This is a genomic window from Nocardia sp. NPDC056952 (assembly GCF_042674185.1).
Classification (GTDB): domain Bacteria; phylum Actinomycetota; class Actinomycetes; order Mycobacteriales; family Mycobacteriaceae; genus Nocardia.
The window spans coordinates 1507297-1527870 of the sequence record NZ_JBHURA010000001.1; the positions used below are offsets into that span (position 1 = coordinate 1507297).

Sequence of the window (20574 nt, forward strand, 5' to 3'; positions counted from 1 at the left end):
AAGTATATGATATAGCCGAGGCCATCGGCGGAAGTTTCTGTGTCCGCCGCCACTATGCCTATCGTGTCGGTTACCTGGCTCACGCATGCCCGCCGATCCCGCTGGAATGTGACCGGTGGCACCACTGCGTAGAGATAATATATAATATGAGCCAGTGAGAAGAGGGAGACAGGCTATGCAGCACAGGCCGCTCGACGGTATCCGGATCCTGGAGATCGGGGGCTACATCGCGCTCCCGTTCGCCACGTCGATGTTGTGCGCGCTCGGCGCCGAAGTGGTGAAGGTAGAGCGCCCGGTGGTCGGCGAGGACTTCCGGCGCCATCAGAACGACGCCAGCCCGTACTTCCGGCAGTACAACACCGGCAAGCGCAGTCTCGCCGTCGACCTGAAGACCCCCGAGGGCATCGCGCTGGTGAAGGCATTGGTGCCGCACTTCGACGTCGTGCTCGAGAACCTCCGTCCGGGCAAGGTCGCGGCGATGGGGCTGGGGCCCGAGGATTGTCGCGCGCTGCGACCCGACATCGTCTACGGCTCGGTGACCGGCTTCGGCAACGGTGGACCGCTGGCGAACCGTCCCGCCTACGACACCATCGGACAGGCGTTCGGCGGCCTCTACTCGCTCTTCGGCGACGAGGGCCACCCCCAGCTGACCGGCGGTCTGAGCGCCGACCTGGTCACCGGGCTGAGCACTGCGGCGGGTGTACTCGCCGCACTGGTCGGTCGATTGCGGACGGGGCAGTCGCAGCACGTGGAGACCTCGATCATGGAGGCGGTCAGCGTGCTCGCGGCCGACGGCATCAGCCAGGCATTCGAGCTCGGCGCCGATCCCACCCGCCAGAGCAGGCATCCGCAGGCCCAGAACTTTTGTGTGCGGACCGCGTCAGGGGAGTTCTTGGCCGTCCATCTGTCCTCGTCGCAGAAGTTCTGGCAGGCTTTGTGCCGGGCGATGGACCGCACCGATCTCGCCGCGGACCCGCGCTTCGCCGAGTACCGGCCGCGCGAGGCGAACTACCACGAGCTGGTGCCACTCGTCGCCGCCGAGTTCGAGCGCCGCACATTCGACGAGTGGGAGAAGGTCCTGACCGCCGAGGATGTGCCGTTCGCGCCGGTGTTGTCGATGACCGGCTACGTCGAACACGAACAGGTCGACTGGCTGCGCATGATCGAGCCGCAGGACGACGGGCTCGCGCTCGTGCGACCGCCGTGGCGCTTCGAAGGTGAGCGGCCGGACCGTCCGGGCGCGGCGCCGCGCGTCGGCGCCGACACACGCTCCGTCGCGAGTGAGATCTACTCCGCGGAGCAGATCGACGAACTCCTGGCCGCGGGCGTGATCTCGGTGGAGGACTGACCGTGGCGCGCGCGACCACGACGAGCACTGTGGCGCAACCTGTTCCGATAGCGGACAGATCGGCTGTGGTGGCCGAGCTGTTGTCGAGCAGGTGGAGCTGCCGGGCCTTCGAATCGCGTGAAGTGCCACGGCCGACGATCGAGCGACTACTCAGCCTTTCGCAGCGGTCCGCGTCCTGGTGCAACACCCAGCCGTGGCAGGTGATCGTTACGACAGGGGAGGGCACCGAGCGGTTCCGGGCTGCGCTGGCCGACTACGCCGCGGGGAAGGGCGGTGAGCTCGGAGAGGAATTCGACTTCGCCCCGCCCGCGGAGTATCGCGGCGTGTATCGCGAGCGCCGCAGCACGACCGGTTGGCAACTGTACGAGGCCGTGGGTGTCGAACGCGGTGATCGTGCGGCGTCGGCGCGGCAGGCTTTCGAGAACTTCCGGCTGTTCGGCGCACCGCACGTCGCGATCGTCACCACCGCGGCGGAGCAGGGTGTGTACGGCGCCGTGGACAGCGGCCTCTACATCGGCACCTTCCTGCTCGCCGCGACGAGCTTGGGAATCGCCACGATTCCGCAGGCCGCGCTGGCAGGCCGCTCGGCCTTCATCCGGGACTACTTCGACATTCCCGAGGATCGAAAGGTGCTGGCGGGCATCTCTTTCGGCTACGCCGCCGTCGACCATCCCGCCAACAGCTACCGCACCGCGCGGGCGCCACTGAACGAGGTCGTGACCTGGCGTAGCGAGTAGTCCGTCCGGTTCGCGTCGAGGTCGAGGCGAACTCGGTCGGTATCGAAAGACAGTGGCCGGGTCGGTTGCGTCGGTACAACGAAGTACCGCGCAACCGACCCGGCCACTGTCGTATTCGACGTGGCGCCCCGACGGCTATCCGGTGCTGCCGAAGACCCCGGTGGAGCGCAGCCGGTGAAGTTCGCTGTCACTGAGGCCGAGCACCTCGGCGAAGACCTGGTCGGTGTCGGCACCCAGTGCCGAGGCCGGGTCGACCGGGCCGTAGTCGTTGTCCTCGCGGATCGGACTGCGCGCCGAGATGACCGGTCCGATACCGGGCTGGTCGAGTTCGGTCAGCACAGCACTGCCCGAACTTGCCTCGAAATCGGCGACGACATCGCTCATCTGCCGGTAGCGACTCCAGAGCACACCTGCCTCGGTGAGCGCCTCGCCCGCGTCATCGACATTCAGACCGGCGAACCAGGGACGCATGACCGCCGCGATGGTCTCACGGTGCACGTACCGGTGTGCCTCGTCGGCGAAGTCCACTCCCAGTGTTTCCTCGAGCGAGGCGATCACCTTCGCCGTCCCGGTGGCGGTGCACAGCGCATGCCACTGACGCGGCGTGAGAGCGACGACCATGACGCGCCCACCATCGGCGGTGACGAAGTCGGCACCGAACGAGCCGTACATGTAGTTGCCGTGACGCGGCCGGTCGCCGCGTTCGCGTACCTCGCTGAGCCACCCCAGATTCGCGACGCCGGCCAGGGCGACGTCGGCCAGCGCGATCTGCAGGTGCGCGCCCTCGCCTGAGCGTTCTCGCCGGTGCAGGGCCGACAGCAGTGCGGTGGTCGCGGTCATGCCCGCGACCAGATCCCAGGCAGGCAGAACGTGATTCACCGGCGTGCGCGAGTCCGCAGGCCCGGTGAGATCGGTGACGCCGACCTCGGTGTTCACCGTGTAGTCGACCGCTGGGCCGCCGCCCGCTCTGCCGCCGATATGCACCTTGATCACGTCCGAGCGCCGCGCCGCGAGTGCCTCGTAGGAGAACCACGGGCGGCCGACAGCGTTGTCCACGACGATGCCCGCGTCCGCGCCCGGTGCCGTAGCCAGGGCGAGGACCAGTTCGCGGCCCTCCTCGCTGCGCACGTCCACTGCCACCGATCGCTTGCCGCGATTGAGCGAGTTCCAATACAGGCTCTCGCCGTTGTGCTTCGACACCGGCCACCGGCGGTAGTCGGGTCCACCGCCGAGCGGATCGATCCGGATGACCTGCGCACCGAGCTGGGCGAGGGTCATCCCGGCCGAGGGCCCCGCCACGAAACTGGCGAATTCGACGACCCGCAAGCCCGCCAGGGGCTGCCCGCTCACGCGCGCACCACCGCGGGATGATCGAGGGGACCTGGCTTGTGCATCGCGCTCTCCTTCGTCTGCGGCGGACCGCTCCTCTGTGTGAAATATAATATATCTGACAGCCGGGAGCCTAGGGCGTCAGGACCATGATCGGGCCGTCGCCGAGGATGGTGCTGGTGTCCACCGACGGCAGGGCTGACCTGGTCAGCGTGCCGTCGGGCTGGACGTCGAAGGTGTGTACGCGCGTGGTGACGCCGGTGGTCAGCACGTCGGCCGCGTAGACGTGCCGCTCGTCATCGCTGAGCACCACCGTGCCGGGCCCCGAGCCCGACGGTGCTGGATAGGGGGATCCGGCCAGTGGGGTCAGTGCGCCGTCCGCCGCGATGGAGTACCCGGCGACGCCACCGCCCGCGACCACCGGCACATACACCCGCTTGCCGTCGGCGGTCACCTCGGCGCCGTGCGGCATGAGTCCGCTGGCATAGGGCGATCCGGGCGTGGGAGTGAGGTGCCCGTCTGTCCCGATCGCATATCCGGAGATATTGCCGCCCATTTCGTTGCTCACATAGACGAAGCGGCCGTCCGGTGTGTAGCTGGGGTTCACTGGGAGCATGCCACCGGAAACCGGAGCGCCGATCGAGGTGAGTTCACCGTTCGCGCCGATGGCGAAGCTGGACACGAGGCTGTCAAAGGGGCTGACGAACCGCAGGAATCGGCCGTCCGGGTCGATGCGGATCATCGGGATGGCGCTGAATCCGGGTACGGAGATCGACGCGGTATGCGTCAGCGCGCCGGTGGGATCGACCGCATAGGTCCTGATATGTCCGGGCACGCCGCCGACGGCGACGAACAACAGGGTGCCGTCGGCGGACAGGGTCGAGGTGACCGGTGCACCGCCGTCGATCTCGACCTCTGCGCCCGGAATCGGGCGCAGAGCACCCGCGTTGTCGATGCGGTAGCCGGTGACCTGCTGTTCGGCGGCCTGGCTGACATAGACAGCGTGCCCGTTGGGCGCGAGCGCCAGCGACAGGATGCCGAGGCCGACCGGCGTCTGGCCGACCTTGGTCAGCCCGCCGCTCGGCTCCACCCTCAATACTGTCACGTCACCACTCACCGTGCCGCCGACCAGGAGGAATTGGGCGTCGCCACCCGGTGCGGCCGCTGCCGGGGCCATCCAGCCTGCGCTGAGCAGCGCCGCCGCGAGCGCGACCGCCGTATTCCTGGTCCGCTGGGCGAACGCTTTCTCGGGTGTTGTGGATGTCGTCATCGACGTTCCTTCCGGCACGGAGCGCTGCTCCCGGCTCGCCGCGACGCGACGCCGCGCGCGGCACCGGAGTGCGCGGACTCGGCCCCCTGGTCGTTCGAATGTAGGAAGGATTCGATCCGATGACTGTCCAAGAACTCGGACACGGGCTAGGGGGAGCCCGTCATTCTGCGCATCGACACGGGTGCGCGCCAGCCGCAAGGTAGACCGCAGGTCGCTACGACCTCGTGGTGTGTGGAGCCGTCGGGGTAGTGCTGGGTCAGCAGCGAGGCCGACGCCGGATAGCCGCACGCGCCGCATTGTCCGAAGTAGTCGAGGAGTTCGCGGACGGTGGTGTTGATGGGCGCTGACACTACTTCGCTCCGGGTATCTGGTGGTGGGTCCTCGGACGGCGAGGCGGTAGGAACATTAAACATAATATATTTACGCACAGTTGAACTTTCCGCCACTCCGGGAAGAGTCGACGGCGGTCCGGCTCAGCCTGCGTGTTCGGTTGGGTTTCGCTCGGGAACCGGCGCCGACCAGGACATGAGGATGCGTAGCTTCTCGTGTGAGGTCGTGCCCACGTCGGCCGACCACAGGACCAACTGCTGTTCGGCGTCGCCGGAATAGCTGAAGGTGTCCCAATTCAGTGTCAGCTCACCGACATCCGGGTGGTGCAGGGTCTTGGAGCCGAACTCCTGGCGAGCCACATTGCGCGCTGCCCACCATTGCCGGAATTGTTCGTCGGCAATGGAGAGTTCGCCGACCAGCGCCGTCAGTTGCGGGTCGGTCGGATTGGCCGCCGCGTCCATGCGCAGGATGGCGACGCACGTGCGGGCAACGCCTTCCCAGTCGTCGTAGAGGGTGCGCATCGCGGGATCGGTGAAGACCATCCGCACGTAGTTACGCTGCCGCGGCGACATCTGTCCGAAGTCCGCGATCAATGCCGCGGCCAGGTGGTTCCAGGCAAGGATCTCGAGGTAGCGGCCGAACACCAGGGCGGGCGTCTCGGTGAGCTGATCCAAGAGGCGCTGCAGCTGTGGACGCACGGTCTTCTGGCCCCGCTTGGCCGGGCGGCGCTCCGACCGGCGAGCGAGATTCTCGATGTAGTCGCGCTGCGCGTCGTCGAGACGCAGGGCGCGCACCAGAGCATCCAGTACCGGCTCCGACGGAGCGAGGCGGCCCTGTTCGATCCGGGTGTAGTAGTCGTGGCTGATCGCGACCAGGTCGGCGACCTCCTCGCGGCGCAGGCCGGTGACCCGGCGCGGGGAGGCGCTGTGCACGGTGAGGCCCACGTCCTGCGGGGTCAGCTCGCCGCGCCGGGCTTTGAGGAATCCGCCCAGTTCTCGAAGGTGGGGCGCTCTGTCTGTCATTTCCCCACGATATGCCTGCTGATGCCCGGCGTGCCTGGGACAAATCCTTCCTATGCCGGCGAAAAAAACAGCCGTATCGGACAAAGCTGCAGGAAATCAACAGATATTGTGTATAAAATACAAGTGTGCTCGGTCACAGGACCGATCGTCGACCGCATCTCCACGCGGTCGGGAGAAGGTGGTGTTCAGTGTCCATGACTGTGTTGCAGGTTCACGGAGATACGACTCGACCGGACATCGAGTCGTCGTGGGCCCGATCGCGACTGAACGGCGTGCGCCGAGACGCGCTGCCGCCGTTCGACCTCGTGACCCGTACCTCCGAGAGCAATCTCGCACGCGCGGCCAATCCGGTGCTGCGGCGGGTGGCGGGCGAACTCGAGGGCACTCAGGTAGCCCTGGTGCTCACCGATCACGCCGGCCAGCTGGTCGACATCCACGGCGCCGCGCGGTCGATGCGCCACGCGATCGGCGACCTCGGTCTGGTGCCCGGCGTCCAGCTCGGTGAGGACCGGATCGGTACCAATGCCCTCGGCACCCCGCTGGAAACCAGGCGAAGCCTTCTCGTCCGTGCCGACGAGCATTATCTGACGGTGTTCCGGGGGTTCACCTGCTACGGCCACCCGATCTTCCATCCGGTGACGCGGCGACTCGAAGGTGTACTCGGCATCGGCTCGAAAACCGGCGCGGACTACCGGTTGTCGTCGCTGTTGGCCCGGCGCATGGTCCGTGACATCGAAGAGCGGCTCCAGCGTGATTCGCCGCGCGCCCAGAGCCGGCTGATGAGTGCCTTTCAAGCGGCTGTCGGTCGCCGGGGGCGCGCCGTCGTCGTCATCGGTGAGGGCCTGGTTCTGGCCACACCCGCCGCCGTCGACCTGCTCGAACCCGCCGATCACGCCGCAGTGCGCGCGTGCGCCGAATCCGTGCCGATCGGATCGCAGGAAAGCCACGAGCTCGCGCTGACCTCCGGACGCGAGGTGCGCCTGGTCTGTACGCCGATCGACGGAGCCGATGGTGTGCTCGTCGACATCACACAGGAATCCGTTGTCCGGCGCGGCAATTCGCTATCGGCCCACGTGCCGCGCTGGCCGCTGCTGGTGGTCGGTGAAGCCGGCACAGGCCGGACTACCGAGGCGCACAACATCGCGGGTCCTGGCGCTGTCACCCTCGACGCGACCGACATCGTTCTCGCGGGCGAGAGTGTCTGGGCGGCCCAGCTAGGAGAGGCGCTGTGGGGCGACGGACCCGCCGTGGTTGTCGAGAACATCCAGTTGCTCTCCCCGCAGCTCACGGCACTGCTCGCCCAGCGATTGCGGGAAACGACCCGCAACGTCGTCCTGACGTCGACTCCCGGCGAACACCTCGACGACATCCACGCCGCGGTACCGGCCCTGTGCAACGACCGCAGAGAACTGATCCCGCTGCGCAGGCGCAGGCACGAGGTCCCCGGCCTGGCCCAGCAGATCCTGACCGATGTCGCCGGGCACACCAGGACCCGGTTCACCGCCGAGACGATGCGGATCTTGGCGTCGCAGCCGTGGCGAGGCAACCTCGCCGAGCTGCGCCGAGTCGTGGAAGTAGTCGCGGCCGTGCGATCGGCAGGTGACATCATCCCCGCCGACCTGCCCGCCTCCCACCGCGGCGGCCAAGCACCCGGCTCCCCGATCCGCGAAGCGGAGCGGGAGGTCATCATGGCCGCGATCGAGGCCGCCGGCGGCAACAAGCTCCAGGCCGCACGCGCACTCGGCGTGAGCCGCTCGACGCTCTACAACCGGATCAGGGCATTGCGTATCGGGTGAGCGGACAGATTCCGCGCACGGATCGCGCAGCACATGCTGCGCTGTGGGTCGCACAAATGGGCGCAGCATCCTCAGTATTACGCTGCGCCGCAATATAATTCGTAGTGTCCAGAAAATTGGACATTTCTCTCCGATTCCACTCACTACTGTCGTCAGCGTCGGCTGGCGAACGTGGGGTCGCATCAGGGGGAGACGAAAAGCCCCGCTCGCGTAGGGGGCGAGCGGGGCTTTTCGGGGAGCGGGGGAAATCAGGCGGTCGTGCTGTTCGGTGCGAGCAGGCGCATCACCGTGCCGAAGTCGTCGACCTCGTCCACGCCGAGCACGGTGTCGACGACCTGATCGATCCTGTTCTCCGACAGCACATCCTGTGCGTTGATGCGGAACTTGGTGACCAGTTCGTCGGTGGTCATTCTGGTGGTCGGGTCGGGGGAGGGGCTGCCCTTGGGGTAGGTGCGGTCCGCGGAGAAGGTGGTGCCGCGGGCGTCTACTTCGATGCGGGTGGGCCGGGCGGACGGGTTCGCTGACAGTGCCTTGAAGTAGTCCGGGTGCGGTTCGAAGGTGACCTTGTCCATCAGGCCGAGCACCGAATCGCTGAACACGAGTTCCGGTGCGTGCCAAGCCCTGCTGGGGACCACTCGGTGCGCGCCGACCGACAGGCCGTGGGCGATGTCGAACTGCGCGTCGTGGGTCTTCTCGATGACCCGGCTCTGCCACAGCGGGTGCATCACCGCGGCCTCGCCCCAACAGCGGATGGCGTCGATCTCATCGGGCTTGATGTCGTTGGTCTCGAGGATCTCGGTGAGCGCGTGCAGCGGGGCGTGCAGGATGCGGCAGTGCGGGTAGGGCTTGTAGGACTGTTCGGCGAGGAAGCGCCATTCGGTGCCGAGCGCGTCGGTGATGTTGTTCGGTTCCCACCGCCGGGTGCCGATGTATTTGCGGAAGCCGACCTCGGCGTCGTCGAGGATCTGCAGGTCGCCGGTGTGGCCGAATTCGGCCATGTGCACGGCGGTGAGCGTGGCCTGGGTCAGGGTGCCCGCGAGCAGATACTTGAGGGTGGAGCTCGGGGCGTGCTTGATCCACGGGCGCATCGCGTTGACCGGGGCGGTGGCGGCGGCGATACCGAGCGCGTTGGCCAGGGTCTCGGTGGACTGGCCCGCGAGCTTGCCCGCGGCCGCAGTTCCACCGAAAACGGTGACGCTGTACCCGATCACGGGGGACAGATCCATCGAATCGTTCTGGACGTCGCGCAGATAGTCCATCGACTTGTAGAACCGGTAGGACATCTCGTGGGAGAGCGCGACGGCGGCGAGCACCTCGCGACCGGATCGCCCCCGGCTCTCGGCCATCGCCATCGTGGTCGGCAGCACGTAGGGCGAGACGTGGCCGGGCGGCAGCACCGCGTCGAAGTCCAGGGCGTTGATGAGCTCGCCGTTGGCGAAGGAGGCGCCGAAGATCGAGACCCGGTCGTCGGTGCCGATGATCGTGGCGTCACCGTCGGTGCCGCCGGTGAGCTTGCCGTAGTCGATGCCGATCTTGCCTTTGGGCTCGTCGACGGCGCCGAGCGCGCACCCCATCGCGTCGAGCAACAGCCGCTTGGATTCATCGACCGCCTCGGGCGGCAGTGTGTCGAAGTCGGCGTCGGAGGTGAATCGCGCCAGCTGCTCGACGATGGTGTCGGCCATGAACTGTCCTCTCGCAGGGGGTGCGGGAGGTAGTTCGACCAGCCGCCCCAGGTAATTGCACTATATATTATGTAAGCATTGCGAAGGGGTTAGCAGCAAGCTGCAGTTTCAGCGTACGACGGTTCCGCGCAGCCAGTAGGCGACTGCTTCGGCACGATTCGCCGCGCCGAGTTTGCGCAGGATATGGGTGATGTGGGTCTTCACCGTCGCCTCCGAGATCGCGAGTTCACGCGCGATCTGCCGATTCGCCCTGCCCGCGGCGAGCAGCTCGACGACATCGAGCTCCCGGGTCGAGAGAGCGGGCGTCTCGACAGGGCTGGGCGAGGCATCGACGGATCCGGCCAACCGGTCGAAACCGGTGCGCAGTGCTGTGACGCCGTCGAGCAGGCTCGCGCCGGTCAGCGCGTTGCCGAGGCCGGCGGCGAAGACCGCCAGCATCGCCCGAGCGGTTGCGTCGGCTTCGCGCCGCTGGAAGTAATAGTCGCCGTGGACCAGGCCGACGACCGTTCCGTTCATGGTCAGCGGCGCCACGGCGTAGGAGCTGCAGCGCGTCATCTCCACCAGCGGCCGGATGACGCGAGGATTGTGCTGGACGTCGAAGACGAGTCCGGGCCGGGCTCGCTGCACGATGTCGCTCTCGACGAGGTGTCCGTCCAGCGTCGGTGACGACTCACGCCCCGCCGCGATGATGGCATCGGCCCACGGCTCGTCGTCGACGACGAACATGGTGTGCAGGTGCCAGCGCTGCCCTTCGGTCGTCGAGACCAGTGCGCGGTCGAAGCCCATCGCACCCATCGCTTCCGCGGCCCTGCGCAACAGGTCGTCCACTCCCCGCGCGCCATGTAATCGCGCGATCGCCTGTGCGGCCATGCGCAGATGTGTGGCCGAGCCGGCGGCGTCGGACGCGGCCAGGTCGGCCTCGGTCGCGCGGATGCGGGCCAGCAGTGCGGTTGTCCGCTGGATATCGGCGCCGGCTGTCGTGTCGGACAGGGCAGCGACGGCGTCGTCCCACAGCTGCGTGAGCAGGCGTTTGGCCTCGCCGGGGGAGTGGGCGCCGGGTGGCTGGATCCGGCGGCCGAGGATCTCGGAAGCCTCGATGACGACGGCGGCCAACTCGGCGCCGAGTGTCGCGTCGCCGCTGGGTGTCCTCGTCTCGATCGCCACGTGCCAACTCCAGTCCATCTACCACGCCTATACAGAATATGCAATATATAGCCCCGCCGTCACCGGCAGGCCCGAATTGTGTCCGAAACCTGCGTCCGGCATCGTCCCCTGGTCGCAGCGCTGTACGACGTTCGGCTGATCGAGGTGGCAAAGCCTTGTGAGCAACAACACCACATATTTAATATTTTGCACAGCTTTAGATAGTGACCTGAGTCTCAGAGGAGAAACAATGCGGGGTGTTGTGTTCAACGGTGATCGCGACCTCGAGATCGCCGAGTTCGACGACCCGTCCCCGGGGCCCGACGACGCGGTAGTGGCGATGAAGGCGTCGGGGATGTGCGGTAGCGACCTGCGGTTCTACCGCGCGGCTCCCGGCGCCGCGCTCGCGGCCTTCGGCCTGTCGGGCGATACCGGCGGCATCATCGCCGGCCACGAGCCGTGCGGAATAGTCGTCGCGCTCGGCGCGAATGTGGACCAGCGCGCGGTTCGGGTCGGCGACCGGGTGATGATCTATCACTACGACGGCTGCGGATACTGCGATCGGTGTCGCACCGGATGGACCCAGATGTGTCAGCGTGGCGCGACGATTTTCGGGGCGACCGCCCACGGCGGGCACGCCGACTTCATCAAAGTGCCCGCCCGCACCCTGGTTTCGCTGCCCGATGACGTGAGTTTCACTGCGGGCGCGGCGATTTCCTGTGGAACCGGGACAGCGTTCGGCGCACTGCGCCGGCTGAATCTGGATGCCTGCGACACCATCGCGATCTTCGGTCAGGGACCGGTGGGACTCTCGGCGGTGCAGCTGGCGGCGGCCATGGGCGCCGAGGTGATCGCAGTCGACGTGCAAGCCGATCGAGTCACGCGAGCGATGGAGTTCGGCGCGGCCCACGCTATCGATTCCAGCAGTGCCGATCCCGTGGCGGCGATCAAGGAACTGACCGGAGGAGCGGGCGTGAGCTGTGCGCTGGACTGTTCCGGCGCGCCCGTGGCCAGGGTCGCGGCGGTCAAGTCCGCCGCGCAGTGGGGCCGGGTGGCCTTCGTCGGCGAGGGCAACGACGTGACCCTGGACGTGAGCCCCGACATCATCCGCAAGCAGCTGACGATCCTGGGCTCCTACACCTTCTCGCTGACCGGTCAAGCGGACTGCGCCCGCTTCGTCGCCGCGCACGGCCTCGACGTCGACCGCTTGTTCACCGACCGCTGGAACCTCGCCGACGCCGCCCAGGCGTACACGGAGTTCGACAAACAGGCAGGCGGCAAGGCCGTCATCGAGTTCTGAACGGGAGCATCATGACGACGACAATCGCGGCCACCTCGCCGCCCCCCAGCCTGCGCGACCGACTCGGTCGTTCGGAGCAGGCCTATTTCGTCCTCGGCATCACCGTGCTGCTGTGCGCGGTCGGCGCCGCCACCACGCCGGGATTTCTCACCACCGGCAATTTCGCCAGCCTGCTGCGACTGTCGGCGGCGTTCGGGATCCTGGCCGTCGGCGTCGCGATCGTCATCCTGGGCAAAGGCATCGACCTCTCGATCGCCGGTGTCGCACTCGGGTGTGCGCAAGCAACCCTGGCCCTGATGTCGAGTGGCATGCCCGAATGGCAGGCAATAGCCATCGCCGCGGCGGTCGCGCTGCTCGTCGGGCTGGTCAACGGCGTGCTCGTGGCCTACGTCGAGGTGCCGTCGCTGTTCGTCACCCTGGCAACCGGTCTGCTGGTCATCGGCGCGGTCGACATGCTGCTGCTCGACAGCAACTACTACGCGCTGCCCGCCGGATCGTGGATCGCGGAATTGAGCAACGGCTCGGTGCTCGGTGTGCCACGCCCGATCGTGCTCGCCGCGGCCGTGTTCGTACTGGCCTGGTTCTTCGTCACCTACACCACCGCGGGTCGGTTGATCAGGGCGATGGGCGACAACTTCGCCACCGCCCGAGCCACCGGCGCCCCCGTCCGCCCGCTGCAGGTGCTCACCTATGTGATCTCCGCGCTGCTGGCCCTGCTCGCCGGCTACCTGACCGTGTCGATCCAGGGCAGCGTGCAGACGACGGTCACCTCGTTCGACCCGCTGCTGTTCACCGCACTCACCGCGACCGTAATCGGCGGCATCTCGCTGGCCGGTGGCCGCGGCTCGATCCTGGGTGTGCTCGCGGGCTCGCTGTTCATCGGTGTGCTCAACAACCTGCTCGTGCTGCACGGTCTCACCTCCGCGGTGCAGGACCTGATCCGCGGCGGCGTGCTGATCGCGGCCATCGCCCTCGACTCGTGGCTGCATCCCCGCGACGAGGAAACCGCCAAGAGCGGCGAACTGTAATGCCCTCGCCTCGAAACACCTTCGCTCACAAGGAGTCTTCAACGATGAAGAAGAAAATGATCGCGCTCGCTCTCGCCTCGGTCTCGGCCGTCGTGATCACGGGTTGTTCCACCGGCGCACGCACGGCCCCCACCGGCCCCGCGGGCGGCGAGGGCCAGGCTTTCGGCGAGAACGTGCAATTGTTCGACGCGACGCAGCAGGTCCACGAGTCGATGCAGGGCAAGCGGATCGCCTTCGTGCCGATCCTCTACAAGGGCTACAACCTGACGATGAACTGGGGCGCCTCGATGGAGCGTGCCTTCGGCAACCTCGGTGCCGACTTCCAGGTCTACGACCCCAATTTCGACACCGACAAGATGACCAGGATCATCAGCGACCTGATCGCCCGCAAGGCCGTCGACGTGCTGATCCTGCACAACCCCGACGTCGGGGTGTTGTCCAAGCAGATCGAGGACGCCCAGCGCGCGGGCATCTACACGGTGGTGGTCAACATGATCTCGAGCCGCCTCGGTGACGCCTACATCGGCGTCGACAACATCGCCGCCGCCGAGGACATCGCCCAGCGTGCCGTGCAGGACTGCGAAAAGCGCGGCGCCCCCAAGCGATTGGCGATCATCGACGGCCCGGGCAATGACGCGGCCTCGCTGCTGTGGTCCAAGGGCGTACACAATGTGCTCGATCCGGCTGGGTTCGAGGTGGTGACCACCGCGCACACCCAGTGGCAGAACTCCCTCGCCCAGCAGGCCGCCGAGTCGATCATCCAGCAGCAGAAGAACAACTTCTGCGGGTTCCTGGTCACCTACGACCTCAACTCCGTCGCGGTCGGCGACGCGGTGCAGAGCGCGGTCGCGCGCGGGGTGATCCCCGCCGATTCGCTGGGCACCTACACGATGGCCACCGACACCCTGTGGTGTGACGCGCTGCGCGCGGGCAAGGTGACTGCCTCGGCCTCCTACGACGTCCAGGGCGTCGGCACCGCCGCGGTGGTGACCGCCCAGCAGCTGGTCCAGACCGGCGCACCGGCGGGCAGCAGCCACACCGTCGCGTTCGTGCCGCACACCATCGTGGACCGCGCGAACGTCGACAACACCACTATCGCCTGCTACAAGGGGCAGTGATCGGCGATGAAACTGCTGTCACGTTCGCGGGGAATCGACGCATTCCCCCTGACCGGCGGGAAGTGGCGTGATCGGCTCGCGCCGGCCAGGACCCTGTCAGATCTGTTCGAGAAACGCTGGATGGAGGGCGCGGTCCCGCTCGGTCTGGCCCTGTCGCTCAGCCTGCTGTTCGTCTTCTTCACCCCGGTCGGACCGGCCGATTCCCCGATCATCATGGACGAGGTCTCGGAGAAGGGACTGCTGGCCATCGGACTGACCGTGGTGCTGGTGTGCGGCGGCATCGACCTGTCGGTCGGCTCGATGGTCGGTCTGACCGCGATCGGCGCGATGGTCGCCTCCCGCGCCTGGGACTGGCCGATGGCGGTCGTCGCACCGGGCACGGTGGTGTTCGGCGCGCTGCTCGGCAGTGTGAACGGCTACTTCATCGCCTACCGGAAGATGCGGCCGTTCATCACGACCCTGGTCACCCTCGTGGCCTTCGGTGGCGCGGCCGCCGCGCTGCAGTCGGCGTACAGCTTTCAGCTGAGCATGCCCAAGCCCGATATCGTCTGGGACTTCCTCGGCGAGGGCAGCATCGCGCTGATCCCCACCGGGTGGTTCTTCTTCGGCTGTGTGCTGATCGTGGTGCATGTCGGTCTCACCCGGTCGCGGTGGGGTTGGTGGGTCGCGGCGGTCGGCAGCGATCGGCGATCGGCACGGCGCAACGGCATCCCGGTCGACCGGGTCACTTTTCTGGTGTACGTCCTCTCGGGTGCGCTGGCGGGGTTGGCCGCCCTGCTCACCTCGGCCAGGGTCGGGCGCACCGATCCGGATGTGGGTCAGGGCTGGGAGATCATCGCGCTCACCGCGGTGGTGCTCGGCGGCGTCAGCCTCAAGGGCGGTCGCGGCTCGGTGCTGCGGGCCACCGTCGGCATCATCGTGGTGCAGTTGATCCAGCAGGCCACCGTCGCGCTGCGGCTCGAAGGTTCCTACTACACGGTCATTCTCGCGACGGCGCTGCTCGTATTCGCCGTGCTCGACCTGCAGTGGGGCAAGTACCGGCAGCGCACCGCCGACAAGCTCAAAATCGATCCCGGCCGGATCACCCTCGGCAGCCTCATCGACGTCACCGAACCGGGCACGGTCTGGACGATCAACAACAGGACGACCGATGCGCCCCCGATCGGGCTCGGCAAGATCGAGGGCGCCGAGGACTGCGCGGTCGATCCCGAGGGCAATGTCTACTGCGGTGACCGTCGCGGCTGGGTGTGGCGATTCCGCGCCGACCAGCCCGACGAAGGCGAGATCTTCGCGCGCACAGGCGGTTTCCCGCTCGGCCACGGGTGGGACCGTGACGGGCAGCTACTCGTGGCGGTCGGCGGCATGGGGATCTACCGGATCTCCCCGGACGGTGAATCCGAGCCGATCGCGACGAAGGTCAGGCGCAGCCGCTTCTCGCTGCTCGACGATTCCGGTCTCCGCGCCGTCGACGATCTCGATGTGGCCCCGGACGGTTCGATCTACGTATCGGACTTCTCGACACGAAGCAACGCCGCCGAATACCTGGTGGAACTGGTGGAATCGCGGTCCAACGGCCGCGTGGTACGGATCGATCCCGACGGCAGCACCGAGGTCGTCGTCTCGAACAGTGTGTTCCCCAACGGAATCTGCACCTCGCACGACGGCCAGTCGATCCTGATCGCCAGCACCGGCCTGTGCCGAGTGGACCGGCTCTGGATCGCCGGACCCAAACAGGGGCAGCTCGAACCGGTGCTGGAGAACCTGCCCGGCAACCCCGACAACCTCAACCGCTCCTCCGACGGCAACTACTGGCTGCCGTTCGTATCGATGCGCACGCCGATGTCGGACCTGCTCAACCGCTATCCGGCCGTGCGCAGGCGGATGACCCAGGAAGTACCGCTGGACAGCTGGGTCGTCCCGCAGCTCAACGTGTCGTGCGTGATGAAGTTCAACGATCGTGGCGAAATCCTTCAGGTGCTGTGGGATTCGTCGCTGGCGAACTACCCGATGGTCACCGCGGTCAAGGAACGGGCCGGTCAGCTCTACCTGTGCGGTGTGAGCAACAACCGCATCGGCCGGTTGACGCTGGACTCCAGCGAAGTCGGGTCGATCGATCCGGCCGCAGTACCGGGCCTGATCGTGCCCGGACGACCGATGGTGGAGGTACAGCGATGAACCGCACGATCAGTGCGCTGAAGGAATGGCTGAACCCCGACTGGGCGCGACACCGCACGGTGCCGCCGTTCGAAGCGGGGCTACGGCCGAACCGTCGACTCGACGAAGGCGAAACCCTGCTCCCCGCCGCCGAGTTCGAGCCCGACGACGTGATCATCCGTGACTCCGGCGAAGTCGTCTTCTCCAGCGGCGACAGCATTTTCACGCTGACCGATGGGGTTGTCGCGCCGCTGGTGACGCTCGGCGGGCAAGTCGGAAGCCTGCTGGCGGTGCAGGACCGGTTGGTCGCCGCGGTCGAGGGCGTCGGCCTGGTCACCATCGATGCGGCGGGAACGGCGCACGACCTGTGCACCGACCCGGAGCTGGCTGTCTGCGTCACTGATCTGACACTGCTGCCCGACGGCATCGTGCTGGCCACCATCGGCTCGAGCGCGGTCCCGGACTGGGGCGCCGCCTTGGTCGCCGACGACCGCAAAGGGCGCATCGTGCGGGTCGACGGGTCGCGCGCGGAGGTGGTGGCAGAAGGCCTCGGGTGGCCCGGCGGCATCGAAACTGCCTCGGACAACGAGGTTCTGGTATCGCTGGGCTTCGATCATCGGATCGAGCGACGTGCGTCGAATGCGCTGGGTAAACCGGGAATACCGGTGGGGGCGAACCTGCCGATCTACCCCGGCCGCATCGCCGCCACCACGGACGGCTGGTGGGTCGCGGCGCCCTATGCGCGCAACCGCTTCACCGAATTGCTGCTCGACGAACCCGAATTGCTGCGCGAGATGACCGCGACGATCCGTCAGGACCAGTGGTTCGTCCCCCGGCTGCGGTGCCCGGACCCCTACACCGACACCCTGCAACTGGGTCAATTGCGGGTCCACGGCGTGATCAAACCGTGGGCGCCTGCCCGGTCCTACGGTCTGGCGTTCCGCATCGATCAGCGCGGTCGGATCACCGAAAGCGTGCATTCGCGCGCCGACAGCGACCGCCACGGGGTCACCGGCGTCTCGTCACGTGACGGCCGAATAGTGGTGGCGGCGCGTGGATTCCGCAACCTGCTCGCGCCGCGAACAGTGAACGAAAGGTGAGTACGGTGGCAGACAGCGACACCGCCGTTGCCGAGGAGCCGGTGATCCGGCTCAGCGGTATCAGCAAGCATTACAGCGGAACCTACGCGTTGCGCGATGTCGACTTCGAGGTCCGACCGGGCGAGATCCACGCCCTGCTCGGCGAGAACGGCGCGGGCAAGTCCACGCTGGTGAAGGTGATCTCGGGCGCGATCGAACACGACGCGGGCACGCTGCTCGTCACCGGTCGTATGCGCAACTTCAGTACCCCCAAGGAATCCGCCGAGGCGGGGGTCGCGATGGTGTACCAGGAGGGCTCGCTCGTCGAGTCGATGACGGTGGCACAGAACCTGTTCCTCGGTGACGAGAAACCGTTCAACAATCTCTCCCAGCTCAATGTGGTGGCACGAGAACTGCTGGAATCGCACAACTTCCACATCCGGCCCGAGGTGACTGCGGGCGCGCTCGGCATCGCCCAGAAACAGATGGTGGAGATCGCCCGCGCGGTGCATCGCGATGCCAAGGTGGTCATCCTCGACGAACCGACCGCGTCGGTGACCCCGGAGGAACGACTGCAACTGTTCCTGTCGATGCGCAGGCTCAAGCGCCAGGGGATCGGGGTCGTGTTCATCACCCACATGCTTGACGAGGCCTTCGAGGAAGCCGACCGGATCACTGTGCTGCGCGACGGCGAGGTACAGGGCACCCTCGACAAACCCGACTTCGACCGCACCGAGGTGGTGCGGATGATGGTGGGGCGCAGCGTGGAATATCAACGGGTGCCACCGAATCGGGAACCCGACCCGGCCCCGGTGCTCGAGGTCGACGACATCACGCTGCTGCCGGTCGTGCGCAACATGTCGTTCTCCGCGCACCCGGGGGAGATCGTCGGCATCTACGGGCTCGTCGGCGCCGGGCGCAGCGAGACCGCGATGATCGTCAGCGGGGTGACCAAGCGCAGGAGACTGCGCGGCGGCACAGTGCGGCTCAACGGCAGGAACGTGCGGTTCAGGACACCGCGTCATGCCCGCCGGGCCGGGCTGGTCTACATCACCGAGGACCGCAAGGCATCGGGCTTCTTCGGCCACTTCTCGATCGCGGACAATATCTATTTCGGGCACCTGTGTAGTGCGGCGAGGCTGCCACTGCTGGTTCGCCCCGGCGAACGCAAGTCGGTGGCGCAGCGCTTCGTCGAGCGGTTCCATGTGCGGACGCTGCAACCCGGCCGCGCCAAGCTCGAGGAGCTCAGCGGCGGTAATCAGCAGAAGGTGGTGCTCGCCAAAGGCTTGACCCGTCAGCCGCTGGTGGCGATCATCGACGAGCCGACCCGCGGCGTCGACCTCGGCACGATCACCGAGATCCACACGATGATCCGTGCGCTGGCCGACGACGGTGTCGCGGTGGTAGTGATCTCGTCGTACCTGCCCGAGATCCGGGCGCTCTCGGACCGCATCCTGGTGGCCAAGCAGGGCAGCATCGTGGCGGAGTTCGATCCGGCCGAGGCCGACGACGCGAAGCTGATGTTCGCGGCGGTGCACTGAGGGGGAAGGATTTCTCCCAGGAACAGAGTCGTCCTGTCGCGCGCTCGCCGAATCGCGGAGGCTGATGTCACCGGAACGATCCCCCAGCGAACCGAGGACATCATCGTGCAGAACATCGAATTCTCGAACGCCAGGATCACCATGGCGGGCGACCTGTTCCTCCCGGAGAACTTCTCCGCTGACCAGTACTACCCGGCCATCGTGTGTGTGCACCCCGGTGGCGGCGTCAAGGAGCAGACCGCGGGTCTGTACGCCGAGAAACTGGCGGCCCAGGGTTTCGTGACCCTGGCCTTCGACGCCTCCCACCAGGGTGAGAGCGGTGGGATCCCGCGACGCCTCGAAGACCCCTTCGCCCGGGTCGAGGACATCCGCGCCGCGGTCGACTACCTGTCCATCCTCGACTTCGTCGACGCGGACCGGATCGGTGCGTTCGGCGTGTGCGCCGGCGGCGGCTACGCCATCGATGCCACCAAGACCGACCGCCGGATCAAAGCTGTCGGCACGGTCAGTCCGGTCGATATCGGCGCGACGTTCCGCAAGGGCTGGGACGGTTCACTGCCGCTCGAAGCGAGATCGCCACGCTCGACGCCGTCGCGGGTCAGCGCGCGATCGAAGTGGCGGGAGGTGACATCGCCGAGATCGCGTACGTGCCCGAGACCCTGGACGCCACCACCCCGGCGGACATGGTCGAAGCGCACGAGTACTACCGGACCCCGCGGGCACAGCACCCGAACTCGGACAATCGGATGCTGTTCACCGCCAGCGTCACCCGGATCTTCGACTACGACGCCTTCGCGGGTGCTGAGTTCCTGACCCAGCCGGTCCTGCTGGTCGCAGGCTCCGCGGCGGGTTCGCTGTGGCAGGCGGAGCGACTGAACAAGCGCATTCCGGAGAACACCGACCTGGTGCTCGTCGAAGGCGCGGGGCACGTGGGTCTCTACGACCGACCCGAGTACGTCGACCAGGCCATGGCCGCCCTGACCCCGTTCTTCGAGACCAATCTCTGATTCTTGCCGGTGGCTTGTTCCGGAATGCTTGCGCGCTTTGTCAATGTGATATTGAATATATTATCTAGCGAAGAATCGGGCTCCCGCTCGATCCGGAACGAAGGGTGATGTCATGAGTGGTGAGCATCTGGCCAAGACCGCGCGGCGTGTGATCGCGGGGCTCGACGCCGACGGTAAGTCGACTGTCGCGATCGATGAGAACACCGCGACGCGGGTCGCGTTGCCCGCGTTCACGGTCAACGATGTGTGGCGGGTCGATGCACTGCCTGCGGCGATGGCCGATGGTGACACCTTGGCCGCCGACGTGGAGCTGGATCCGCCTGCCGCCGGTGTCGTCGTGCGTCTGGCGACCTTCCCGCCGGATGCCGAGATCGATCCGGCGGTGTACGCGGAGTCGATCGGCAATCTGCACGGTGAGGACGCCAAGGCCGAGGACGATGCGATTGTCGGCCTGCACGCGACGGAGACAGTCGACATCGCCACCATCATCGACGGCGAGATCTACGCGATCTACGAAACGGGGGAGACGCTGCTGCGCCCGGGCGACACTGTGATCAATCGCGGCATCAAGCACGCCTGGAGCAACCGGACCGACAAGCCGGTGACGATGGTCGCCGTCATGCTGCCTGCCAAGCGCTGACCGCATCACGGCGGTAGGTTGCGCGCGAGGCGAAGATCCGGTCTGTCGAT

Annotated in this window: 18 protein-coding genes; 12 read left to right on the top strand and 6 right to left on the bottom strand. The window is 66.9% G+C overall.

Annotated elements, in window-relative coordinates; all coding sequences use genetic code 11:
- Nucleotides 1–175: 175 nt before the first annotated feature.
- A complete protein-coding gene (locus ACFTS5_RS06890; protein ID WP_378628139.1) occupies nt 176–1348 on the top strand; it encodes a CaiB/BaiF CoA transferase family protein in 1173 nt (390 codons plus the stop codon).
- Nucleotides 1349–1350: 2 nt separating this feature from the next.
- A complete protein-coding gene (locus ACFTS5_RS06895; RefSeq protein ID WP_378628141.1) occupies nt 1351–2085 on the top strand; it encodes a nitroreductase in 735 nt (244 codons plus the stop codon).
- A gap of 135 nt (nt 2086–2220) precedes the next feature.
- On the opposite strand, the gene ACFTS5_RS06900 is transcribed toward ACFTS5_RS06895, so the two are convergent.
- The 4 genes from ACFTS5_RS06900 to ACFTS5_RS06915 form a co-directional block, all read right to left on the bottom strand.
- Nucleotides 2221–3435 (bottom strand): CoA transferase, encoded by a 1215-nt coding sequence (locus ACFTS5_RS06900; RefSeq protein WP_378628143.1) that lies wholly within the window; start codon nt 3433–3435, stop codon nt 2221–2223.
- Nucleotides 3436–3547: 112 nt separating this feature from the next.
- On the bottom strand, nt 3548–4684 hold the full coding sequence (locus tag ACFTS5_RS06905) for a lactonase family protein (protein ID WP_378628144.1): 1137 nt from the start codon (nt 4682–4684) through the stop codon (nt 3548–3550).
- 146 nt (nt 4685–4830) lie between these two features.
- Nucleotides 4831–5034, bottom strand: coding sequence for a hypothetical protein (locus ACFTS5_RS06910; RefSeq protein ID WP_378628146.1), 204 nt, complete (start codon nt 5032–5034; stop codon nt 4831–4833).
- A 123-nt stretch (nt 5035–5157) separates the two neighbouring features.
- The gene (locus ACFTS5_RS06915) at nt 5158–6036 is read right to left on the bottom strand and encodes a helix-turn-helix transcriptional regulator (RefSeq protein WP_378628148.1); all 879 of its coding nucleotides are present in this window, start codon (nt 6034–6036) and stop codon (nt 5158–5160) included.
- Between the two features lie 194 nt (nt 6037–6230).
- Here ACFTS5_RS06915 and ACFTS5_RS06920 point away from each other — a divergent pair, with 194 nt between their 5' ends.
- The gene (locus tag ACFTS5_RS06920) at nt 6231–7832 is read left to right on the top strand and encodes a sigma-54-dependent Fis family transcriptional regulator (RefSeq protein ID WP_378628150.1); all 1602 of its coding nucleotides are present in this window, start codon (nt 6231–6233) and stop codon (nt 7830–7832) included.
- Nucleotides 7833–8080: 248 nt separating this feature from the next.
- On the opposite strand, the gene ACFTS5_RS06925 is transcribed toward ACFTS5_RS06920, so the two are convergent.
- Together ACFTS5_RS06925 and ACFTS5_RS06930 are read right to left on the bottom strand one after the other, a co-directional pair.
- The gene (locus ACFTS5_RS06925) at nt 8081–9514 is read right to left on the bottom strand and encodes an MmgE/PrpD family protein (RefSeq protein WP_378628152.1); all 1434 of its coding nucleotides are present in this window, start codon (nt 9512–9514) and stop codon (nt 8081–8083) included.
- A 108-nt stretch (nt 9515–9622) separates the two neighbouring features.
- Nucleotides 9623–10696, bottom strand: coding sequence for a LuxR C-terminal-related transcriptional regulator (locus ACFTS5_RS06930; RefSeq protein WP_378628154.1), 1074 nt, complete (start codon nt 10694–10696; stop codon nt 9623–9625).
- Nucleotides 10697–10907: 211 nt separating this feature from the next.
- Here ACFTS5_RS06930 and ACFTS5_RS06935 point away from each other — a divergent pair, with 211 nt between their 5' ends.
- From ACFTS5_RS06935 to ACFTS5_RS06975, 9 genes are all read left to right on the top strand, one after another.
- A complete protein-coding gene (locus tag ACFTS5_RS06935) occupies nt 10908–11957 on the top strand; it encodes a zinc-binding dehydrogenase (protein WP_378628157.1) in 1050 nt (349 codons plus the stop codon).
- An 11-nt stretch (nt 11958–11968) separates the two neighbouring features.
- Nucleotides 11969–12985: an ABC transporter permease gene (locus ACFTS5_RS06940; RefSeq protein ID WP_378628158.1), complete on the top strand. Its 1017-nt coding sequence runs from the start codon at nt 11969–11971 to the stop codon at nt 12983–12985.
- Nucleotides 12986–13029: 44 nt separating this feature from the next.
- A complete protein-coding gene (locus ACFTS5_RS06945; protein ID WP_378628161.1) occupies nt 13030–14103 on the top strand; it encodes a sugar ABC transporter substrate-binding protein in 1074 nt (357 codons plus the stop codon).
- Nucleotides 14104–14109: 6 nt separating this feature from the next.
- The gene (locus ACFTS5_RS06950; RefSeq protein ID WP_378628163.1) at nt 14110–16278 is read left to right on the top strand and encodes an ABC transporter permease; all 2169 of its coding nucleotides are present in this window, start codon (nt 14110–14112) and stop codon (nt 16276–16278) included.
- Nucleotides 16275–17357 carry a hypothetical protein gene (locus ACFTS5_RS06955; RefSeq protein WP_378628164.1) on the top strand — a complete coding sequence of 361 codons (1083 nt, stop codon included), beginning with the start codon at nt 16275–16277 and terminating at the stop codon, nt 17355–17357. The genes ACFTS5_RS06950 and ACFTS5_RS06955 overlap by 4 nt, the downstream gene beginning before the upstream one ends.
- A gap of 5 nt (nt 17358–17362) precedes the next feature.
- A complete protein-coding gene (locus ACFTS5_RS06960) occupies nt 17363–18877 on the top strand; it encodes a sugar ABC transporter ATP-binding protein (RefSeq protein WP_378628166.1) in 1515 nt (504 codons plus the stop codon).
- Nucleotides 18878–18982: 105 nt separating this feature from the next.
- Entirely contained in the window at nt 18983–19690 is a 708-nt protein-coding gene (locus ACFTS5_RS06965) for an alpha/beta hydrolase (RefSeq protein ID WP_378628168.1), read from the top strand.
- Nucleotides 19624–19884 (top strand): alpha/beta hydrolase, encoded by a 261-nt coding sequence (locus tag ACFTS5_RS06970; protein ID WP_378628170.1) that lies wholly within the window; start codon nt 19624–19626, stop codon nt 19882–19884. Before ACFTS5_RS06965 ends, ACFTS5_RS06970 begins: the two co-directional genes overlap by 67 nt.
- Before the next feature lie 112 nt (nt 19885–19996).
- Complete coding sequence (locus ACFTS5_RS06975; RefSeq protein WP_378628172.1) at nt 19997–20524, top strand: cupin domain-containing protein; 528 nt, start codon at nt 19997–19999, stop codon at nt 20522–20524.
- Nucleotides 20525–20574 lie beyond the last annotated feature (50 nt).

What these genes read in the sequence shown, in the direction of transcription:
- ACFTS5_RS06890 (WP_378628139.1), top strand. Translation starts at nt 176, where the DNA reads ATGCAGCACAGGCCGCTCGACGGTATCCGGATCCTGGAGATCGGGGGC.
- ACFTS5_RS06945 (WP_378628161.1), top strand. Translation starts at nt 13,030, where the DNA reads ATGAAGAAGAAAATGATCGCGCTCGCTCTCGCCTCGGTCTCGGCCGTC.
- ACFTS5_RS06955 (WP_378628164.1), top strand. Translation starts at nt 16,275, where the DNA reads ATGAACCGCACGATCAGTGCGCTGAAGGAATGGCTGAACCCCGACTGG.
- ACFTS5_RS06935 (WP_378628157.1), top strand. Translation starts at nt 10,908, where the DNA reads ATGCGGGGTGTTGTGTTCAACGGTGATCGCGACCTCGAGATCGCCGAG.
- ACFTS5_RS06920 (WP_378628150.1), top strand. Translation starts at nt 6,231, where the DNA reads ATGACTGTGTTGCAGGTTCACGGAGATACGACTCGACCGGACATCGAG.
- ACFTS5_RS06930 (WP_378628154.1), bottom strand. Translation starts at nt 10,696, where the DNA reads ATGGACTGGAGTTGGCACGTGGCGATCGAGACGAGGACACCCAGCGGC.
- ACFTS5_RS06925 (WP_378628152.1), bottom strand. Translation starts at nt 9,514, where the DNA reads ATGGCCGACACCATCGTCGAGCAGCTGGCGCGATTCACCTCCGACGCC.
- ACFTS5_RS06975 (WP_378628172.1), top strand. Translation starts at nt 19,997, where the DNA reads ATGAGTGGTGAGCATCTGGCCAAGACCGCGCGGCGTGTGATCGCGGGG.
- ACFTS5_RS06940 (WP_378628158.1), top strand. Translation starts at nt 11,969, where the DNA reads ATGACGACGACAATCGCGGCCACCTCGCCGCCCCCCAGCCTGCGCGAC.
- ACFTS5_RS06905 (WP_378628144.1), bottom strand. Translation starts at nt 4,684, where the DNA reads ATGACGACATCCACAACACCCGAGAAAGCGTTCGCCCAGCGGACCAGG.
- ACFTS5_RS06970 (WP_378628170.1), top strand. Translation starts at nt 19,624, where the DNA reads ATGCTGTTCACCGCCAGCGTCACCCGGATCTTCGACTACGACGCCTTC.
- ACFTS5_RS06950 (WP_378628163.1), top strand. Translation starts at nt 14,110, where the DNA reads ATGAAACTGCTGTCACGTTCGCGGGGAATCGACGCATTCCCCCTGACC.
- ACFTS5_RS06915 (WP_378628148.1), bottom strand. Translation starts at nt 6,036, where the DNA reads ATGACAGACAGAGCGCCCCACCTTCGAGAACTGGGCGGATTCCTCAAA.